General features: G+C 65.5%; 19 protein-coding genes. 11 read left to right on the top strand and 8 right to left on the bottom strand.

Features of this window, described 5'->3' with window-relative positions:
• Window positions 1–474 carry a hypothetical protein gene (locus tag VG561_RS01060; RefSeq protein ID WP_053495614.1) on the bottom strand — a complete coding sequence of 158 codons (474 nt, stop codon included), beginning with the start codon at window positions 472–474 and terminating at the stop codon, window positions 1–3.
• 112 nt (window positions 475–586) lie between these two features.
• On the opposite strand from VG561_RS01060, the gene clpS reads away from it, so the two are divergent.
• Window positions 587–913, top strand: a complete 327-nt coding sequence (gene clpS / locus VG561_RS01055; protein ID WP_005416477.1) for an ATP-dependent Clp protease adapter ClpS — start codon at window positions 587–589, stop codon at window positions 911–913.
• Between the two features lie 161 nt (window positions 914–1,074).
• Here the strand turns inward: clpS and VG561_RS01050 are convergent, their stop codons facing one another.
• Entirely contained in the window at window positions 1,075–1,833 is a 759-nt protein-coding gene (locus tag VG561_RS01050) for an aminoglycoside phosphotransferase family protein (protein ID WP_423179288.1), read from the bottom strand.
• Window positions 1,834–1,971: 138 nt separating this feature from the next.
• Between VG561_RS01050 and clpA the strand changes: the two genes are divergently transcribed.
• The 3 genes from clpA (at window position 1,972) to VG561_RS01035 (ending at window position 5,010) form a co-directional block, all read left to right on the top strand.
• Entirely contained in the window at window positions 1,972–4,257 is a 2,286-nt protein-coding gene (gene clpA / locus VG561_RS01045) for an ATP-dependent Clp protease ATP-binding subunit ClpA (protein WP_032961881.1), read from the top strand.
• 112 nt (window positions 4,258–4,369) lie between these two features.
• Entirely contained in the window at window positions 4,370–4,714 is a 345-nt protein-coding gene (locus VG561_RS01040) for a type II toxin-antitoxin system RelE/ParE family toxin (protein WP_262093999.1), read from the top strand.
• A gap of 8 nt (window positions 4,715–4,722) precedes the next feature.
• Entirely contained in the window at window positions 4,723–5,010 is a 288-nt protein-coding gene (locus VG561_RS01035) for a HigA family addiction module antitoxin (RefSeq protein ID WP_241883843.1), read from the top strand.
• Window positions 5,011–5,058: 48 nt separating this feature from the next.
• On the opposite strand, the gene VG561_RS01030 is transcribed toward VG561_RS01035, so the two are convergent.
• Window positions 5,059–5,433 (bottom strand): hypothetical protein, encoded by a 375-nt coding sequence (locus VG561_RS01030; protein ID WP_141098667.1) that lies wholly within the window; start codon window positions 5,431–5,433, stop codon window positions 5,059–5,061.
• Between VG561_RS01030 and VG561_RS01025 the strand changes: the two genes are divergently transcribed.
• On the top strand, window positions 5,426–5,587 hold the full coding sequence (locus tag VG561_RS01025) for a hypothetical protein (protein ID WP_153643327.1): 162 nt from the start codon (window positions 5,426–5,428) through the stop codon (window positions 5,585–5,587). The genes VG561_RS01030 and VG561_RS01025 overlap by 8 nt on opposite strands.
• A gap of 55 nt (window positions 5,588–5,642) precedes the next feature.
• Here VG561_RS01025 and infA read toward each other — a convergent pair whose 3' ends face one another.
• The 3 genes from infA to VG561_RS01010 all read right to left on the bottom strand — a co-directional run bounded on the left by infA (window position 5,643) and on the right by VG561_RS01010 (window position 7,878).
• Window positions 5,643–5,861, bottom strand: coding sequence for a translation initiation factor IF-1 (gene infA, locus VG561_RS01020; protein WP_005409596.1), 219 nt, complete (start codon window positions 5,859–5,861; stop codon window positions 5,643–5,645).
• Window positions 5,862–5,947: 86 nt separating this feature from the next.
• Entirely contained in the window at window positions 5,948–6,688 is a 741-nt protein-coding gene (aat, locus tag VG561_RS01015) for a leucyl/phenylalanyl-tRNA--protein transferase (protein WP_014647084.1), read from the bottom strand.
• A gap of 65 nt (window positions 6,689–6,753) precedes the next feature.
• On the bottom strand, window positions 6,754–7,878 hold the full coding sequence (locus VG561_RS01010) for a GNAT family N-acetyltransferase (protein ID WP_262093998.1): 1,125 nt from the start codon (window positions 7,876–7,878) through the stop codon (window positions 6,754–6,756).
• Window positions 7,879–8,069: 191 nt separating this feature from the next.
• On the opposite strand from VG561_RS01010, the gene VG561_RS01005 reads away from it, so the two are divergent.
• Window positions 8,070–9,632 (top strand): N-acetylmuramoyl-L-alanine amidase family protein, encoded by a 1,563-nt coding sequence (locus tag VG561_RS01005; protein ID WP_423179287.1) that lies wholly within the window; start codon window positions 8,070–8,072, stop codon window positions 9,630–9,632.
• Window positions 9,633–9,710: 78 nt separating this feature from the next.
• Here the strand turns inward: VG561_RS01005 and trxB are convergent, their stop codons facing one another.
• Entirely contained in the window at window positions 9,711–10,682 is a 972-nt protein-coding gene (gene trxB / locus VG561_RS01000) for a thioredoxin-disulfide reductase (RefSeq protein ID WP_014647087.1), read from the bottom strand.
• Between the two features lie 233 nt (window positions 10,683–10,915).
• Between trxB and VG561_RS00995 the strand changes: the two genes are divergently transcribed.
• From VG561_RS00995 to VG561_RS00975, 5 genes are all read left to right on the top strand, one after another.
• Window positions 10,916–13,276, top strand: coding sequence for a DNA translocase FtsK (locus VG561_RS00995; protein WP_014647088.1), 2,361 nt, complete (start codon window positions 10,916–10,918; stop codon window positions 13,274–13,276).
• A 39-nt stretch (window positions 13,277–13,315) separates the two neighbouring features.
• Window positions 13,316–15,259 carry a DUF3857 domain-containing protein gene (locus VG561_RS00990; RefSeq protein WP_423179286.1) on the top strand — a complete coding sequence of 648 codons (1,944 nt, stop codon included), beginning with the start codon at window positions 13,316–13,318 and terminating at the stop codon, window positions 15,257–15,259.
• A 111-nt stretch (window positions 15,260–15,370) separates the two neighbouring features.
• Window positions 15,371–16,009, top strand: a complete 639-nt coding sequence (gene lolA / locus VG561_RS00985; protein WP_005413289.1) for an outer membrane lipoprotein chaperone LolA — start codon at window positions 15,371–15,373, stop codon at window positions 16,007–16,009.
• A 216-nt stretch (window positions 16,010–16,225) separates the two neighbouring features.
• Entirely contained in the window at window positions 16,226–17,503 is a 1,278-nt protein-coding gene (locus VG561_RS00980) for a replication-associated recombination protein A (protein WP_262093993.1), read from the top strand.
• A 225-nt stretch (window positions 17,504–17,728) separates the two neighbouring features.
• Complete coding sequence (locus tag VG561_RS00975) at window positions 17,729–18,100, top strand: DUF805 domain-containing protein (RefSeq protein ID WP_014647091.1); 372 nt, start codon at window positions 17,729–17,731, stop codon at window positions 18,098–18,100.
• A 74-nt stretch (window positions 18,101–18,174) separates the two neighbouring features.
• Here VG561_RS00975 and VG561_RS00970 read toward each other — a convergent pair whose 3' ends face one another.
• Entirely contained in the window at window positions 18,175–18,549 is a 375-nt protein-coding gene (locus tag VG561_RS00970; protein ID WP_014647092.1) for a hypothetical protein, read from the bottom strand.
• Between the last annotated feature and the right edge of the window lie 48 nt (window positions 18,550–18,597).

Below are 18,597 nucleotides of genomic sequence, written 5' to 3'. Positions count from 1 at the left end.
TCAGAACTCGTCCTTCTTGGTCAGTTCCAGCTCCATCGCGTCGGCGGTGCGGATGGCCGCATCGATGGCGTCGCTGAGCTGGTCGGCGGTGGCATCGGCGTCGATCTTCACCACGAACATGGCGGTGGTGTCCTGCTTTACCCAGCCGCCCATCTTGGCGTCCTGCGAATCTTCCAGCAGGCGGTTGGCCACGGCCACCGGGAACTGCTTGGTCTTGGCGCTGTAGGCCGGCGACCAGATCTCGCGGATGTTGTGGCTGCCGAAGTCTTCCACCGCCGAGCGCACGTAGACCATCTGGGTGCGGTCGCCCTCGACGTCGAAGACCATGCGGTAGTCGCCATCCTCGTCGACTTCGTAGGTATAGCCCAGCTTGTCCAGGTGGCGGGCCACGGACTTGTCGGCGCTGGTCGCCGCGGCGGCAGAACCGGCAGCAGCCAGGGTGATCAGCAGGGTGGAGAGAAGGGTCCTTTTCATGAAGATCCTGTGAAGCAGTGTTGAAAGATGGTGCAATTGTGACGGGGGGCGTGCGTGCCGTCCAATCTGCGGCGGGCCGACGCAGGTCCGGCGCTACCCCTATAATGGAAGGATGCCCCATGAGTCCTCCCCCGATTCCCAGCACGAGCACGGCGTTGCCGTGGAGCCCGCGCGCCCGGAAGTGGCGCCGCCGCCGTTCTATCAGGTGATGCTGCTCAACGACGACTACACCCCGATGGATTTCGTGGTGGATGTGCTGCAGCAGTTCTTCAGCATGGACCTGGACAAGGCCACGCAGGTGATGCTGCACGTCCATACCCGCGGCCGCGGCGTCTGCGGGGTGTTCACCCGCGAAGTGGCCGAGACCAAGGTTGCCCAGGTCAACGAGTACTCGCGGATGAACCAGCACCCGCTGCTGTGCACGATGGAAAAGGCCTGACCGGCTGCCGATCCTCGTCCGGGTACATCGACTCCGAACACGGCGTGCCCACCAAGGTGGGCACCTACCAAGGCAGAAACCTGTAGAGCCGAGCCCATGCTCGGCTGCTTTTCGTCCCGGCGCAATGATCCCGGATGGAGTGCGCCCACCACGCGCGGAGGTCACGCCTCCGCCAACGCCTCCAGCGCCATCCGCGCCACCGCTTCGTCGATGTCGGCGGGGTCGCCATCGTCCCGGAACCACACGGCCGACAGTGCCGCGCTGGCGGCGATCCAGCGCAGCAGGCGCGCCCGTTCCAGCCCAGCCAGCGCGCTGACCTGTTCCAGCCGGGCGGCAAACCGCTCGGGCCGGGTGGCCACATGGATGCCCGGGCCACAGAGGTCCGGGTTGCTGAACATTGTCGTGTAGTCGAACGCGCGGTCGCCCAGCAGCCGCTTCGGGTCGATCGCCAGCCAGCCACGCGCGCCGAAATCCAGCACGTTGTCGTGGTGCAGGTCGCCGTGCAGCGGCCGGATCTCGTGTTCTTCCCGCAACACCCGCTCCGCCAGTGATCTGCACTGTTCCAGCAGTGGCGGCAGCGCGGCCCTTGGCTGCAGCAGGTCGGCGAACCATGTACGCAGGCAGACCAGTTCCGCTGGCGGCGCGCTCCGTGGCCGGTGCAGCTGCCGCAGGACCTGGCACAGGATCGTGGTACAGGCATCATCGTCGCCCTCGATCGAACGTTGCCGCAGCGAATCGCCGCCGGCACCGTCCCACCAGCGCAGCAGGCGATGGCCGTTCTGCTCCTCGGTTTCGCTGCTGACCTTCAGCATCGCCGGTTCGCCGTCGGCGGTCAGCACCGGCCAGAGCTGGGCGTGGGGCGTCTCGATGGCCGCGCCATCACGCCGCAATCGCCAGCGGCTCAGGTAGGGTTCGCTCATGCTGGGTGGGCTGTCCTGGAGTGAATGAAGATCAAGCGATCTGCACTGCTAACGCCATCTGAACGCAGCAATCCGCTAGGGTGATGGAAATCGCGTAGTCAGGCCGCATATTGTCCCCATCTGCCGCCGGAGTAATCCATGTTCAGCAAAGACCTCGAACACACCATCGGCCAGTGCTACAAGCGCGCCCGTGAGGCCCGGCATGAATTCATGACGGTCGAACACCTGCTGTTGGCACTGCTCGACAACCCGTCCGCCCAGGCCGTACTGAAGGCCTGTGGTGCCGACGCCGAACGCCTGCGCCAGGAGCTGGAGCAGGCCATCGAGGCTTCCGTGTCCCGCCTGGCCGAAGATGACGGCCGTGATACCCAGCCGACCCTGGGCTTCCAGCGCGTGCTGCAGCGGGCCGTGTACCACGTGCAGTCCTCGGGCAAGAAGGAGGTCACCGGCGCCAACGTGCTGGTCGCCATCTTCGGCGAAAAGGACTCCCATGCCGTCTATTACCTCAACCAGCAGGACGTGACCCGTCTGGACGTGGTCAATTACCTGTCCCATGGCATCGCCAAGCTGGGCGAGGAAGGCGAGCAGCCGTCCTCCTCCTCCGAGGGCGAAGGCCGCATCGAAGGCGGGGAGGGCGAGCCGAAGGGTGATGCCCTGACCGAGTTCGCCAGCAACCTCAACGAACAGGCGCGGTCGGGCCGCATCGATCCGCTGGTCGGCCGTGCCGACGAGATCGAGCGCACCATCCAGGTCCTGTGCCGCCGCCGCAAGAACAACCCGCTGTACGTGGGCGAGGCCGGCGTGGGCAAGACCGCGATTGCCGAGGGCCTGGCCCGCCGCATCGTCGAGGGCTCGGTGCCCGACGTGCTGGCCGACGCGGTGATCTACTCGCTCGACCTGGGCGCGCTGGTGGCCGGCACCAAGTACCGCGGCGACTTCGAGAAGCGCCTGAAGAGCGTGCTGACCGCACTGAAGAAGGTCCCCAATGCGGTGCTGTTCATCGACGAGATCCATACCATCATCGGTGCCGGTTCGGCCTCGGGCGGCACCATGGATGCGTCCAACCTGATCAAGCCGGCGCTGGCCTCCGGCGAGCTGCGCTGCATCGGCTCGACCACCTTCCAGGAGTACCGCGGCATCTTCGAGAAGGACCGGGCGCTGGCCCGCCGCTTCCAGAAGATCGACATCGTCGAGCCGACCGTGGGCGAGACCTACGAGATCCTGCAGGGCCTGAAGTCCAAGTACGAGCTGCACCACGGCGTGACCTATTCGGACGAAGCGCTGCAGGCGGCAGTGGACCTGTCGGTGAAGCACATCGGCGACCGCCTGCTGCCGGACAAGGCCATCGACGTGATCGATGAGGCCGGTGCCCGCCAGCGGCTGCTGCCGGAAGGCCAGCGCAAGGAGCTGATCGACGTCGAGGAAGTGGAGGCGATCGTGGCCAAGATGGCGCGCATCCCGACCAAGCAGGTCAGTGCCACCGACAAGGACGTGCTGCAGCACCTGGAGCGCAACCTGAAGATGGTGATCTTCGGCCAGGACCCGGCCATCGAGACGCTGTCCTCGGCGATCAAGCTGGCCCGCTCGGGCCTGGGCAATCCGGAAAAGCCGATCGGCAACTTCCTGTTCGCCGGCCCGACCGGTGTCGGCAAGACCGAGGTGACCAAGCAGCTGGCGCTGCAGCTGGGCATCGAGCTGGTCCGCTTCGACATGTCCGAGTACATGGAGCCGCATTCGATCAGCCGCCTGATCGGTGCCCCTCCGGGCTATGTCGGCTTCGACCAGGGCGGCCTGCTGACCGAAAAGATCGTCAAGACGCCGCACTGCGTGCTGCTGCTGGACGAAATCGAAAAGGCGCACCCGGATATCTTCAACATCCTGTTGCAGGTGATGGACCGCGGCGTGCTGACCGATACCAACGGTCGCGAGGCCAACTTCAAGAACGTGGTGCTGGTGATGACCACCAATGCCGGCGCGGCGCAGGCCTCGCGGCGCTCGATCGGCTTCACCAAGCAGGACCATGCCACCGACGCGATGGAGACCATCCGCCGCAGCTTTACCCCGGAATTCCGCAACCGACTCGATGCGGTGGTGCAGTTCCAGGCGTTGGGCTTCGAGCACATCCTGCGCGTGGTCGACAAGTTCCTGATCGAGCTGGAGATGCTGCTGCAGGACAAGCACGTCAGCCTGTCGGCCACGCCGACCGCGCGCGACTGGCTGGCCCACCACGGCTTCGACCCGCTGATGGGTGCGCGCCCGATGGCCCGCGTGATCCAGGACAAGATCAAGCGTCCTCTGGCAGACGAGCTGCTGTTCGGCAAACTGGTCAACGGTGGCAAGGTGAACATCGATGTCCGCGACGACGAGCTGGTCGTCGAGACCCAGGCCGAGCCGGAGCGCCTGCTGCCGGTCACCGTGGAGTGAGCTGACGCCGGGCCTGGCCCGGCGGACCTGAAATGACAAGGGCGGCTTCGGCCGCCCTTGGTTGTTCTGGGCCTGTCGCCTACGGCCTTGCTGAGCGGGTACGGAGGCATCAATGCTGTTCCGTGAGCGCGATGGGGCATTGCTTCATTTGTATCGCGCAACGATACGGGATACAGTGATGATCATCGGTTTTCGCCACAAGGGCCTCGAGCGGCTCTACCGTTCCGGTAGCAGCAGCGGGGTCCGGCACAGTCACACCGGCAGAGTGCTGATGATCCTGTCGATCCTGGATGTGGCGTCAGGTCCCGAGGATCTCGCCATGCCTGGATTGCGCCCCCACAAGCTGCGCGGCGACCTGAAGGGGCATTGGTCTGTGTGGGTCAATGGGAACTGGCGGATCACCTTCCGTTTCACCGGTGGCGACGTGGAGCTGCTGGACTACCTGGACTATCACTGAGGCCGCGCATGATTCATCACCATCCACACCCGGGGCAGACGATCAAGGCAATGGTTTTCGATCCGATGGATCTCTCGGTGACCGAAGCGGCCGAGCGCTTGGCAATGTCGCGGGTGGCATTGTCGCGGGTGTTGAACGGGAAGGCGGGCATCAGCCCCGATCTGGCCATTCGCTTGGAAATGGCTGGGGTCAGTACGGCGGCTTTCTGGATGGGGCTGCAATCCAGCTACGATCTCTGGCTGGCGCGGCAGCACGAGCAGCCGCGGGTGCTTCCACTGGTGGCGCCTGTGCGGTGACGCCCTTCATGACAAGGGCGGCTTAGGCCGCCCTTGTCATGTGTGCCATCAACGGCCGCGCTGGCGGGCCTTCTTCTGGAAGGTGGCTTCGTCGATCGGTTCGATCTGCGCCACCCGGCAGTGGTCGGCATCGGTGCGCAGCTGGCTGCGGCCGGCGCTGCACAGCAGGCCCTGCTGGCCTTCGGTGATGAAGCTCAGTTTCCGCGAGTAGCCGGCAGTGGAGCAGTCGTTCTGGAAGTGCACGACATAGTGGTCCTGGCCATTGCGCAGCAGGATGTTCCGCGAAACGCCGGCGCGCACGATCTGCTGGTCGCTGCCCAGCTGGATGCAGTCACTGGCCGTGGAAGGGGGCTCGGCGGCGCGCACAGGCGATGCGCTGGCGGACGTGGCAACGGCGACGAGCAGGGCGGTCAACGTGAGCATGTTCATGGCGGGGCAGGGGAATGGCGATCCGGACTGGATCGGGTCCCACGATGCCGCCACGGATGAAGATGCGAATCTGCCGCAAGCAGGGCTGACCGACGCCACGGTGCGTTCGGTCACGATGACCTCCGGCAGGGCCGGATTGCAGGCATGACAAAAGGCCAGCAACCAGGGCTGGCCTTGTCGCAGTGGCGCAACGCGCCGACCGCTTACTTCATGCGGTAGGTGATACGACCCTTGGTCAGGTCGTACGGGGTCATTTCAACCTTGACCCGGTCACCGGTGAGGATGCGGATGTAGTTCTTGCGCATGCGGCCGGAAATGTGGGCGATGATTTCGTGCCCATTTTCCAGGCGAACGCGGAAAGTGGTGTTCGGCAGCGTCTCGCTGACGGTGCCCTCGAACTCGATGGAATCGTCTTTCGACATGTAGTCCTGTGCGGTTCAGAAAACGGCCACGCTGGGCCTAAGGCGCAGTATTTTACGCGTGACCGGCCCAGCTTGCAAAGTTTGTGTTAACCCCCGGCCAAACGCTGTGCCGGCAGGCGTCCGACCGCCTGCGTCCAGGGGCCTTCACGGCCGTCATGGCGCACCGCGTGGCGGACGTGCTGCAGGAACGCCGCGCGCGGCAGGTGCTCGGCGCCCATCCGCAGCAGGTGCGGATTCTCCACCTGGGCATCGATCAGCGCCCAGCCCCAGCCGTGAAGCGTGGATGCCAGCGCGGCCAGGGCGATCTTGGAGCCGCCGCTGGCGCCACTGAACATGCTCTCGCCGAAGAACATCGTCCCGATGGCCACCCCGTAGATGCCGCCGACCAGCGTCTGCCGGTCCCAGACCTCGAAGGAGTGGGCAAAGCCGAGGTCATGCAGCTGGCTGTAGGCCTCGACCATGTCGGGGCTGATCCAGGTGCCGTCCTGGCCGGGCCGCGGTGCCGCCGCACAGGCGCGCATCACCCGGCTGAAGGCGGTGTCGGCGGTGACCTCCCATGTGCTGCCGCGCAACTGGCGGCGGAAGCGGCTGGACAGATGCACGCCATCGGTACGGAACACCATGCGCGGGTCGGGCGACCACCACAGGATCGGCTCGCCCTCGCTGAACCATGGAAAGATGCCGCCCGCATACGCGTTGAGCAGGCGCGCCGGGTGCAGGTCGCCGCCCACGGCGAGCAGGCCGTCGGGCTGGCGCAGGGCGGTCTCGGCCGGCGGGAAGGGGGCGTCCGGCGCGTCGGCCAGGCGCCAGGGCAGCTGGCGGGTCATGCCGGCATTGTATTCGTCGCGGCCCCGCGTGAATGCCGCGGTAGATGCCAACCTTGGTTGGCAGGTCACCCGTCCGCGCGAAATGGCCCATGCCCCTGCAGCTCCTGCTGGTAGCGCCGCACATCGCGCCGTTCCTGCCGGCACCAGTCCTGCAGTGCTTCTGCGAAATCCGCATCAGCCACCCAGTGCCGGCTGCGCACCAGCGTCGGCAGGAAGCCCCGCGCCAGCTTGTGCTCGCCCTGTGCGCCGGGTTCGAAACGGCTCAGGCCTTCGCGCAGGCAGTACTCGATGCCCTGGTAGTAACAGGCTTCGAAGTGCAGGCCGGGCAGGGTGGCGCCGCCCCAGTAGCGGCCGTACAGCGTGTCACCGCCGCGCAGGCAGAGGGCGCCGGCAATCGGCTGGCCTTCCTGCTCGGCCAGGAACAGCACCAGCCCGCGTCCCAATGAAATGGCCAGATGGCGCAGGAAAGCCTCGGTCAGCGCCGGGGCATTGCCGTACTCAAGGAAGGTCTGCAGGTAGAAGCGGTACATGGCCTGCAGGTCGGCGCGACTGGCGTCGTCGCCATGCACCACGCGGAAGGTGATGCCCTGGCGCGTGACCTTGGCCCGTTCCTGGCGGATGTTCTTGCGGTGCTTGTGGTCCATCGCGCCAAGGAACTGGTCGAAGGTCGCCCAGTCACCCGGGTTCTGCCACTGGAACTGCACGTCTTCGCGCAGCAGCCAGTCATCGCCGAACAGCGCCTCGTCGCCGGCGGTGTGGAAGTTGATGTGGGCCGACGACACGTCCAGTGCCGGCAGCGCCTCGCGCAATGCCGACAGCAATGCGGCCCGTCCTGAATCGTGACGCGCCAGCAGGCGCGGCCCGGTGACCGGCGAGTACGGCACCGCGCCCAGCCATTTCGGGTAGTAGTCGCGGCCATGGCGGGCATAGGCGTTGGCCCAGGCATGGTCAAACACGAATTCACCGTGGGAGTTGGTCTTCAGGTAGCCCGGAATGGCGCCGACCAAGGTGTCGCCTTCCCAGAGCGTGAAGTGCCGGGGCTGCCAGCCCCAGTCCTCGCGCAGGCAGCCGTGCTGTTCCAGGCCGGAGAGGAAGGCGTGGCTGACGAACGGGTTCTGGCCGTCGTGCAGGGCATCCCAATCGGTGGCGGGAATGGACTGCAGGGAGTCGAGGAAGCTGGCGGAGGGCATGGTTGGCAAGGATAGGCCAGGTGGATCACGAACGGTGTTGGCGAGGCTGGGTTGGTTTGTTCCGGTTGGGGGTGAGGAAAGTTTGAACTCTCCATCCGTGTGCGCTTGGTTGCGGAATGCCTGAATGCACAGGGGCAGAGTGAGCTGCGCCGCTGGAGCGGTGCATTCACTCTTTGCATGGAGTAGCCAAAATGAACCAGGAATTTCGCCTTGGATCCCTTTCTGTCCTGCTGTCTCTTCTGGGTGGCGGACTGTTGATAAGCCCCGCGCAGGCCGTTGACGCTCCTCCTGCGGTGGAGCAGGACACTGGGCTCGACATCCTCTTGACCCAGAAGGCGCGCGACATTCTGGAGCGCGTTCGTCTCGTGGATGGCCAGGCACGTAGTCGCCGGGTTGAGGTATCAGCAGATATCGCCAACGGTGTAGTGACCGTGGCGCTGGATCGTGACTTCGTTCCTGCCGATTACGGACCGTCGTTCGAGGATCAGCGAAGCGAGATCAGTTTTGGACTACTGCATTGGGCCGAGCAGGTGGCGCCGTTCAGTCGTGTCGTTTTTCTGTATGACGGGAAAGAGATCGAATACTACTTTCCTGAGATAAAGGCTGCGGACGATGCGGCGCGGAAAGCGGGGGATGCGCTGAGGCGGATGCGTGGAACGCCTGGGTCCGGGATGGCATTTGTCGCAGCCGGCCATGGGTATTTCTACAGCTACAAGGACAACCGGTGGGTGACCTCAAGGAATGAATGGAATGGCGTCTCCGAGGGGTTGTTGACTCCGTCGTACGCTGCGGAGCTGAAGGCGATGATCGAGCAAAGGAACCAAATGCCTGTCGTCCGTCCGCGCGTTCAGATCACGGGAACGACTCATCCTCCGAGTGGTGAGGAGTGGTGGACCATAGCTGCGCGCCACGCGATTGCCGAGCAGTATCCGGCCGAGACAAAGATATGGAACACGTACGCAGGCAGTACGCTTTGGGATCGGGAGGAGCGTGAAGACATCAACAGTCGGCCGCTTCTCGCAAACCACCACGGAGCTGAGGTAGCGATTCATCTGCACAGCAATGGAGAACCCTCGGGGGCCGCGCGCGGTACTCGTGTGATCGTGCAACCTGGTAGGCCGATGGATGCTGCTCTTGCAGAGAGTGTCCTGTGCTCGATGAAGGAGCTGATTCACTCGCTACCTGAGTATGCGGCATTCACCGTGGCTCCCGCTCCGCACGCGCTGAACAAGGGGGAGAACCGAGAGGCGCACATGCCATCGATCATCGTAGAGACGGCGTTTCACACGAATCCGGATGATGCCAAGGCGCTGCAGGACCCCGTCTTCCGCTCGGCGTCGATGAAAGGGGTGGAGAAGGGCTATCGCCTGTGGGCAACAGGAAAGACGTGTGAGCCGCTGTCCGGGCAGCCGATCGCAGATGTCGACGTTCCATCCGGCGACTCGCGCGAGGTGGACGTGGCGTTTGCGGGCCATCCGCAATTCCCGATCAGCCTGATCACCCGCAATACGCTGTGCCCATCAGGGTGGAACTGCAGCGGACGGACGGTGGTCATCGATTCGCCTGACCAGCCCAGCAGGATGCAACTCAGCTGCGGTCGCGACAGCGTGGGGACGCTCGGCTGGGAGACGCATGTGTTGGATGCGGATGGGGTCAAGTCGCAGCCCGTGCCTCACACTGTTCGTTGTGTTCCCGATGCGGCCGGCCCTGATCGAAATGGCTTGCCTGAGAATACGGCTGCCGCAGGGATGTAACGAGAAAGGCCGACGCTTTCGCGTCGGCCTTTCTCCTGAGTCGAGCATGGCTCGACTCTACAGAGCATAATCAGCGCTTCAGCTGGCCTTGCCCTGCGCGTCCAGGTAGCGCTCGGCGTCCAGTGCGGCCATGCAGCCGAAGCCGGCCGAGGTGATCGCCTGGCGGTAGTGTTGATCGGCCACGTCGCCGGCGGCGAACACGCCTTCCACCGAGGTCTGGGTAGCGTTGCCGCCCAGGCCCGAACGGATTTCCAGGTAGCCGTTGTTCATCGCCAGCTGGCCGTCGAACAGGGTGGTGTTCGGGTGGTGGCCGATGGCCACGAAGAAGCCGTGGGCATCGATGTCGCGGGTGCCGCCGTCCAGGGTGGACTTCACGCGCACGCCGGTCACGCCGGCGTCGTTGCCCAGCACTTCCTCCACCTGGTGGTGCCAGACGGTCTCGATCTTGCCTTCGGCCACCTTCCTGAACAGCTTGTCCTGCATGATCTTCTCCGCCTTCAGGGTGTCGCGGCGGTGGACCAGGTAGACCTTGCGGGCGATGTTGGACAGGTACAGGGCCTCTTCCACCGCGGTGTTGCCGCCGCCGACCACGACCACGTCCTGGTCGCGGTAGAAGAAGCCGTCACAGGTGGCACAGGCGGACACGCCGCGGCCCTTGAACTCGTCTTCGGTCGGGATGCCCAGGTACTTGGCGGTGGCGCCGGTGGCGATGATCAGCGCGTCGCAGGTGTACTCGTGGCTGTCGCCGATCAGCTTGAACGGGCGCTGCGACAGGTCGGCGGTGTGGATGTGGTCGAAGATGACCTCGGTCTCGAAGCGCTCGGCGTGGGCCTGCATGCGCGCCATCAGGTCCGGGCCCATCAGGCCGTGGGCGTCACCCGGCCAGTTGTCCACCTCGGTGGTGGTCATCAGCTGGCCGCCCTGCTGCAGGCCGGTGATGACGACCGGCTTCAGGTTGGCACGGGCGGCGTAGACGGCGGCGGTCCAGCCGGCCGGTCCGGAACCGAGGATGACGAGGCGCTGGTGGCGGGAGGGCAGGCTGGTGCTCATGTAGACTCGCGAAAAGGTAGATGGGACAAGGCGCTGGCGATGTTTGCGCAGCATCCGTGGCTGGTCATAGAGTGGCGGCTGGGGCAGGGCGATTCAAGCCGATGAACAGAACGCCGTCATCCAGCGGTGGTTTCGGCCCTGTCCGGGCCCGGTCAGAAGTCGCATAACTGAAAACTGACGCCGTCTCATTTATTATCAATCACTAACAGCGCATTCCAAAGGTATGGTCTAAGGTGGCGAAGCAGGTCCCTGAACGCTCCAAGTCGGACGACAGCAAGGCGTCACGTCGCACGGCTGCTGCGGCGACGACCGACAATCCACGCCGCCAGCGCCTCTGGCGCGACCTGGGCCTGATCGCGATCGCGCCGGCCCTGCTCTATCTGGCGGCAAGTCTTTTCACCTATTCAGCGACGGATCCGGGCTGGTCGCATACCGGCAGCGTGGTCGCGCCGGTGCACAACCTCGGTGGTCGCGCGGGCGCCTGGATCGCCGACGTGCTGCTGCAGTTGTTCGGCTACATCGCCTTCCTGCTGCCGGTGGTGCTCGGTGCGCTGTCGTGGATTGCCATGTTCGGCCTCAAGCGCGAGAGCAAGGGCGAGAACGACCTGGACCCGGCGCTGCGCCTGGTCGGCCTGGTCGGATTCCTGATCGCCGGCACCGGCTTCCTGCATGTACGCCTGTTCAGTGGCGATGTCTCCAGCGCCGGCGGCATTCTCGGCAAGCTGGTTGGCAATTCGCTCACGGTGGGCTTCGGTGCGCTGGGCGCGAACCTGTTCGTGCTGGTGCTGCTGCTGGCCTCGATTACCCTGGCCACCGGGCTGTCCTGGTTCACGGTGATGGAAAAGATCGGCCGTGGCGTGATGTCGCTGGCACCGTTGCTGGCGCGCAAGAAGGAAGAAGTCACCGAGTGGCAGCAGACCCGGGTGATGCGCGAGGAGCGCCAGGAAGTGCGCAAGGCCGATGCCGAGGTCCGCGCCAAGCGCGAGCCGGTGAAGATCGAGCCGCGCCCGGAACCGGTGATCGAGAAGAGTGACCGGGCCAAGCGCGACACGCAGATCCCGATGTTCCGTGGCGTCAACGGCGACGGCTCGGACCTGCCGCCGTTGGCCCTGTTGGACGACCCCAAGCCGCAGCCGGTGGGCTACGACAAGGAAACCCTGGACGCGCTGTCACGGCAGATCGAGTTCAAGCTGAAGGATTTCCGCATCGACGCCCAGGTGGTCGGCGCCAATCCCGGCCCGGTCATCACCCGCTTCGAGATCGAGCCCGCGCCGGGCATCAAGGTCAGCCAGATCAGTTCGCTGGACAAGGACATCGCGCGCGGCCTGTCGGTGAAGTCGGTGCGCGTGGTCGACGTGATTCCGGGCAAGTCGGTGATCGGCCTGGAAATTCCCAACGTCACCCGCGAGATGATCTACCTGTCCGAGCTGTTGCGCTCGAAGGAATACGACAAGTCGGCCAGCGTGCTGACCCTGGCGCTGGGCAAGGACATTGCCGGGCGCTCGACCGTGGCCGATCTGGCGCGCATGCCGCACCTGCTGGTGGCCGGTACCACCGGTTCGGGCAAGTCGGTGGCGGTCAACGCGATGGTGCTGAGCCTGCTGTTCAAGGCCTCGCCGAAAGATCTGCGGATGCTGATGATCGACCCGAAGATGCTCGAGCTGAGCGTCTACCAGGGCATCCCGCACCTGCTGGCGCCGGTGGTCACCGACATGAAGGAGGCTGCCAACGGCCTGCGCTGGTGCGTGGCCGAGATGGAGCGCCGCTACAAGTTGATGAGCGCGGTGGGCGTGCGCAACCTGGCCGGCTTCAACAAGAAGGTGAAGGAAGCGCAGGATGCCGGCCAGCCGCTGATGGACCCGCTGTTCAAGCCGAACCCGGAGCTGGGCGAGGCGCCGCGTCCATTGGAGACGCTGCCGTTCATCGTCATCTTCATCGACGAATTCGCCGACATGATGATGATCGTCGGCAAGAAGGTGGAAGAGCTGATCGCGCGCCTGGCACAGAAGGCGCGTGCGGCCGGCATCCACCTGATCCTGGCCACGCAGCGCCCGTCGGTGGACGTGATCACGGGCCTGATCAAGGCCAACATCCCGACCCGTATCGCCTTCCAGGTCAGCTCCAAGATCGACTCGCGCACCATCCTCGACCAGTCCGGCGCGGAAACCCTGCTGGGCCACGGCGACATGCTGTACCTGCCGCCGGGCACCGCGCTGCCCGAGCGCGTGCATGGTGCGTTCGTGTCCGATGACGAAGTGCACCGCGTGGTCGAGCACCTCAAGGCGATGGGCCCGGCCGACTATATCGACGGGGTGCTGGACGAGGTGCAGACGATGGGCGACGGCGTGGTCGTCGGTGCCACCGGCCTGCCCGAGACCAGTGCGGCCGGCGACGAGTCCGACCCGCTGTATGACGAAGCGCTGCGGGTGGTCACCGAGACCCGCCGCGCCTCGATTTCCGGCGTGCAGCGCCGGCTGAAGATCGGCTACAACCGTGCAGCGCGACTGATCGAGGCCATGGAAGCGGCCGGCGTGGTCAGCCCGCCCGAGCACAACGGCGACCGCACGGTGCTGGCACCGCCGCCGCCGAAGTAAAGCCCGACGTATCCCCCACGACGTCCAAGGAACCGACGCATGCTTCACCCCGTACCAAGCGCGCTGGCGCTGGCGCTGGCAGCCTTCCTGGCTGCCGGCCCGGCACTGGCAGAAACCGCCACCTCCGCGCCCGCCACGGCGCCGCCTTCCACCAGCGGCGATACCGAAGCCAGCAATAATTTCAGCATTGTCCGTTACCGCGCCGACTACCAGGTGCGGCCGGATGCGGGCAATGTGCAGACCGAAACCTACGAAGTCCTGCTCAAGACCAAGGCCTCCGTCGAGCAGTTCAGCCAGGTGCGGCTGAGCTACAGCGAAAAGATGGAGACGCTGGAAGTGCTCGGTGCCTACACCATCACCGCCGATGGCCAGCGGCGCGACGTGCCGGCCGATCGCATCTACACCCAGGAGAGTTACTCCAGCGCCTCGGCGGCGATGTATGCCGACCGCAAGGTGCGGGTGATCGTGTTCCCGAACCTGGCCCCGGGCACGCGCCTGTACTACCAGGTGCGCCGCACCCAGGCCACGCCGTACTTCCCGGGCTATTTCGGCCTGTGGGAGACCTTCAACGTCTTCACCGAGTACGAAGACGCCGAGGTCACCCTGACTGCGCCGGCCAGCCTGCCGATGTTCGTCGACAGCCGCGGCGTGCAGGGCAGCGATCGCCCGACGGTGAAGAACGGCCAGGCGCAGTGGCGCTGGCGCTACCAGCGGCGCGAAGCCATGCCGGCACAGAACTGGTCGGCGGCGGGCTGGGAGTTCGGCCCGAACATCATGGCCAGCACGTATCGTGACTGGTCGCAGATGGGACGCGCCTACCAGCTCAAGGCCGGCCCGGCGGCCGACGTGACCCCGGCGCTGCAGGCGCTGGCTGATGAAATCACCGCTGGCATCAGCGACCGGCGCGAGCAGGCCGATGCGCTGTACCGCTGGGTGGCGCAGAACATCCGCTATGTGGCGGTGTACCTGGGCAATGGCGGCCTGGAGCCGAACAGCGCGCAGAGCATCCTCGACAACCACTATGGTGACTGCAAGGACCATGTGACGATCCTCGAGGCACTGCTGGCAGCCAAGGGCATCACCAGCTCGCCGGTGCTGATCGGTGCCGGCGGTGGCCCGACGCTGCCGAAGATTCCGGTGCTGGGCCGCTTCAACCACGCCATCACCTACATCCCGGAATTCGATCTGTACCTTGATTCGACCACCGCGTGGGCCCGCTTCGGGCAGCTGCCGGAAGGTGACCTGGGTGCGCCGGTGATGCGTACCCGCGACGCCACGCTGGCACGCACCCCGGCCAACACGCCGCAGCGCAATGCCACCTCGATGGAAGTGCGTTTCACCTTCGACGCCAACGGCAACCTGCGCGGCGAGACCATTCCGAAGCTGGGCGAGAACGCCGAGATCGGCATGCGCGCCCAGTTCTCCCAGCTCAACGCGCAGAATCGTGCGCGCGCCGAGGAGCAGATCATGGCCGCGTCCGGTTTCGACGGGCGAGGGCAGCTGCAGATCCAGGGCGTGCCGGTCGACCTGACCCGGCCGTTCGGCTATCGCATGGCCTTCCAGGCCGAGGACTACGCCGACTTCAGCGTGGCCGGCGGCATGGCCGTGCCGGATCCGCCGGGCGGCGAGTCGGTGCGTGGCCTGTACGCCACCGCTTCTGCGCCGGCCAACGAGACGCCGTTCTACTGCAATGCCAGCCTGCGCGAGGAAACCTATCGCCTGCAGTTCCCGGCCAATGCGCCGATCATCGCCATCCCGGCCAACCAGCGTTTCACCAACGCCGCTGGCGAGTACCGCGTGGACTGGAGCCGCGAGGGGCAGGACGTGATCGTGCGCCATCGCTTGCAGCAGAACGCGGTGCGTGGCCCGGAGGCGCTGTGCCAGCCGCAGGACTACACCGCATTCCGCGCGTTGTATCGCGAAGTGCGGCGTGGCTTCCGTGGCCAGGTGCTGTACGGCAAGCTGCCGGGCTCGGGCGGCTGAATCGCCGATGGACGTTCAGGGCGGCATAATGTCGCCCTGATCGCCCATTCATCTTTCCCCGGGCACACTGGCAACCACCTTTCCTGGCGCCCGCGCCCACAGGATTCCCGCATGAACTTCCGCTTCCGTCGTTTCCTTGCCACCACCACCCTGGCCGTGGCCTGCGCCGCCGCCGGCAGCGCCTGGGCAGGCGCCCGCGATGACCTGAAGACCTTCACCAGTGGCCTGAAGGGCCTGGATGGCCAGTTCAGCCAGCAGGTGTTCGACAGCCGCGGCAAGGTGAAGGAATCGACCAGTGGCCGCGTGGCCCTGTCGGCGCCGCGCCTGTTCCGCTGGGAATACGTGCGCCCGCACGAGCAGTTGATCGTGGCCGACGGCAAGAAGGTCTGGATGTATGAGCCGGACCTGGAACAGGCCACCGTGCGCGAGCAGGGCAAGGAAGAGCAGAACAGCCCGCTGACCGCGCTGATCAACCCGGCGCTGCTGGAGCAGCAGTACGACGTCAGCGAAGAGGCCGCGCAGCGCGATGGCCTGCAGTGGCTGTCGCTGTCGCCGAAGCGCGAGACCGAAGCCAGCTTCCAGTATGCCGCGCTGGGCTTCAATGCCCAGGGCCTGGCCAAGATGGAAATCACCGATGCGGTTGGCCAGCGCACTGTGATCAGCTTCAGCGGCTGGAAGCGCAACCCGGGCTTTGCCGCCGGCACCTTCAGCTTCACCCCGCCGAAGGGCACCGACGTCATCGGTAATTGATCAGGGCGCCGGGCATGGCCCGGCGCTAGCTGCTCTGGTGGGTGCCAACCGTTGGTTGGCACGCTTGGGATTTGCCGGCCAGCGGCCGGCACTACCGAAATTGCTGGCACGCGCTCGCGGTACAATGACCGGGTGGCAAGACATCGTTCAACTTCCTTCCTTGGTCCCGATCTGCTGAGCGTCGATCGGGAGCACCTGCGCCCGCTGGCCGAGCGCATGCGTCCGCGCACTCTCGACGAAATGGTTGGGCAGAAGCGCCTGCTGGCGCCGGACAGCGCGCTGCGTCGCGCGGTCGAATCCGGTCGCGTGCATTCAATGATCCTGTGGGGGCCGCCAGGCTGTGGCAAGACCACGCTGGCGCTGTTGCTGGCCGAATACTCCGACGCAGAATTCCGTGCCATCTCCGCCGTCCTCTCCGGCCTGCCGGAGGTGCGCCAGGTGTTGGCCGAGGCCGCGCAGCGTTTCGCCGAAGGCCGGCGCACCGTGTTGTTCGTGGATGAGGTGCATCGCTTCAACAAGGCGCAGCAGGACGCGTTCCTGCCGCATATCGAGTGCGGCACCATCCTGTTCGTCGGTGCCACCACCGAGAATCCGTCATTCGAACTGAATTCGGCGCTGCTGTCGCGTTGCCGCGTGCATGTGCTGGAAGGCGTTTCGCCCACAGACATCGTTGAGGCGCTGGAGCGTGCGCTGGGTGACCGCGAACGCGGCCTGGGTGAAGAGCGCATCGAGGTCGCTCCCGAGCTGCTGCTGGAAATTGCGACCGCCGCCGATGGCGACGTGCGCCGTGCGCTGACCCTGTTGGAAATCGCCGCGGAACTGGCGGGCGGGGAGGGAGGGCGCATCACGCCGCAGACCCTGGCCCAGGTGCTGGCCGATCGCACCCGTCGCTTCGACAAGGGCGGCGAGCAGTTCTACGACCAGATCTCGGCGCTGCACAAGTCGGTACGCAGCTCCAACCCGGATGCCGCGCTGTACTGGCTGACCCGCATGCTCGATGGTGGCTGCGACCCGTCCTACTTGGCGCGCCGGCTGACCCGCATGGCCATCGAGGATATCGGCCTGGCCGATCCGCGCGCGCAGAGCATGGCGCTGGAAGCCTGGGACATCTACGAGCGGCTGGGCAGCCCGGAAGGCGAGCTGGCGTTCGCGCAGCTGGTGCTCTACCTGGCCAGCACCGCCAAGTCGAACGCCGGCTATGCCGCCTTCAACCAGGCCAAGGCCGACGTGCGCGAGAGCGGCACCGAAGAAGTGCCGCTGCACCTGCGCAATGCACCGACCAAGCTGATGAAGGAGCTCGGCTACGGCGCCGAGTACCAGTACGACCATGACGCCGAGGGTGGCATCGCGCTGGACCAGACGGGTTTCCCGGATGCGATGGGCGAACGGGTGTACTACAACCCGGTGCCGCGTGGCCTGGAAATCAAGCTGAAGGAAAAGCTGGACCGGCTGCGTGCCGAGCGCGAAGCGGCGAGGGCGGCAAAGGGTCGCTGACCCGGTTTATGTAGCGTCGAGCCGCGCTCGACTCCGCTCTGGACCGGGCCAGCAGCGCCTGCGGCAACGGCAGCCGAGCATGGGCTCGGCTCTACAGGGCCAACGGCAGCCGAGCATGGGCTCGGCTCTACAGGGCCAATGGCAGCCGAGCATGGCTCGGCTCCACATTGTTCCCGGCGGCGGTCTTTGGCACACTGCGCGGCCACTTTTTCAAGGATTGATGCCGTGCAGGAAATGATTCTGCCGTTGAAGCGCTACGCCCAGTTCGAGGGGCGTGCCAACCGTCGTGAGTACTGGATGTTCCAGCTGTTCATGCTGATCGTCTCCGCCGTCCTGATGGTGCCGCTCGTTGCCGGGCTGGTGATGCAGTCCGACGTCCTGGGCATCGCGTCGATCATCCTGTTTGTCGTGTTCTGGCTGGCCACGTTCGTGCCGGTCATCGCCGTCACCGTGCGCCGCCTGCACGACTGCAACCAGTCGGGCTGGATGTACCTGCTGGCCTTCGTTCCGTTCGGCGGCCTGGTGATCTTCGTATTCGCGCTGCTGCCGGGCACGCCGCAGGAAAATGCTTATGGTCCGGTGCCTTCGGGGCCGTGACATTTCGCGAGTCGGGCATGGCTCGACTCCACAAGAGGCAAAGAAAAGAAGCCGGCATTTCGCCGGCTTCGTCTTTACTTGATGGTGCAGTCGCCGAAGGACAGGTAGTCCGTGCCGGAACTGAACTGCAGCGTGCAGCTGGCGGTGAACGTCGCGCCTTCTTCCAGTGCGCCCAGCTTGGCCGCCTGCTGTTCGTCGTCGCTGGTCAGCCGGGCCAGGACATTGCCCTGGTCGTCGCCGGCCTCGATCAGCGGCTCGCCCGCCAGGTTGCTGGAAACGCTCAGGGCTACGGCAGTGAATGTCACCGTCTGGTTGAGTTGGTCCATGCCCAGTGACGAATTGCCGGCTTCTTCAAAGGCCTGGTAGAGCGTTGGCAGGTCCTGTGCGGCATGGGCGGCCAGCGGCGCAAGCAGGCCGAGGGAGAGGGCGATCAGGGTGGTGTGCTTCAAGGGAGTCTCACAATCATGGGATCCAATCCCATGCCGGTTGTGTGCAGA

This window comes from Stenotrophomonas sp. CASM110 (assembly GCF_049384345.1).
Taxonomy (GTDB): Bacteria; Pseudomonadota; Gammaproteobacteria; order Xanthomonadales; family Xanthomonadaceae; genus Stenotrophomonas; species Stenotrophomonas muris.
Note: the sequence above shows the minus strand (reverse complement) of the source record. Positions and strands in the feature narration are given on the sequence as shown.

Excerpts from the sequence above, each read along its gene's own strand:
- trxB (WP_014647087.1), bottom strand. The coding sequence starts at position 10,682 with ATGAGCACCAGCCTGCCCTCCCGCCACCAGCGCCTCGTCATCCTCGGT.
- infA (WP_005409596.1), bottom strand. The coding sequence starts at position 5,861 with ATGTCGAAAGACGATTCCATCGAGTTCGAGGGCACCGTCAGCGAGACG.
- VG561_RS00980 (WP_262093993.1), top strand. The coding sequence starts at position 16,226 with ATGCGTCCGCGCACTCTCGACGAAATGGTTGGGCAGAAGCGCCTGCTG.
- VG561_RS00990 (WP_423179286.1), top strand. The coding sequence starts at position 13,316 with ATGCTTCACCCCGTACCAAGCGCGCTGGCGCTGGCGCTGGCAGCCTTC.
- aat (WP_014647084.1), bottom strand. The coding sequence starts at position 6,688 with ATGACCCGCCAGCTGCCCTGGCGCCTGGCCGACGCGCCGGACGCCCCC.
- VG561_RS01030 (WP_141098667.1), bottom strand. The coding sequence starts at position 5,433 with ATGCTCACGTTGACCGCCCTGCTCGTCGCCGTTGCCACGTCCGCCAGC.
- VG561_RS01060 (WP_053495614.1), bottom strand. The coding sequence starts at position 474 with ATGAAAAGGACCCTTCTCTCCACCCTGCTGATCACCCTGGCTGCTGCC.
- clpA (WP_032961881.1), top strand. The coding sequence starts at position 1,972 with ATGTTCAGCAAAGACCTCGAACACACCATCGGCCAGTGCTACAAGCGC.
- VG561_RS01005 (WP_423179287.1), top strand. The coding sequence starts at position 8,070 with ATGAACCAGGAATTTCGCCTTGGATCCCTTTCTGTCCTGCTGTCTCTT.
- VG561_RS01050 (WP_423179288.1), bottom strand. The coding sequence starts at position 1,833 with ATGAGCGAACCCTACCTGAGCCGCTGGCGATTGCGGCGTGATGGCGCG.
- VG561_RS01035 (WP_241883843.1), top strand. The coding sequence starts at position 4,723 with ATGATTCATCACCATCCACACCCGGGGCAGACGATCAAGGCAATGGTT.
- VG561_RS01010 (WP_262093998.1), bottom strand. The coding sequence starts at position 7,878 with ATGCCCTCCGCCAGCTTCCTCGACTCCCTGCAGTCCATTCCCGCCACC.
- lolA (WP_005413289.1), top strand. The coding sequence starts at position 15,371 with ATGAACTTCCGCTTCCGTCGTTTCCTTGCCACCACCACCCTGGCCGTG.
- VG561_RS01040 (WP_262093999.1), top strand. The coding sequence starts at position 4,370 with ATGCTGTTCCGTGAGCGCGATGGGGCATTGCTTCATTTGTATCGCGCA.
- clpS (WP_005416477.1), top strand. The coding sequence starts at position 587 with ATGCCCCATGAGTCCTCCCCCGATTCCCAGCACGAGCACGGCGTTGCC.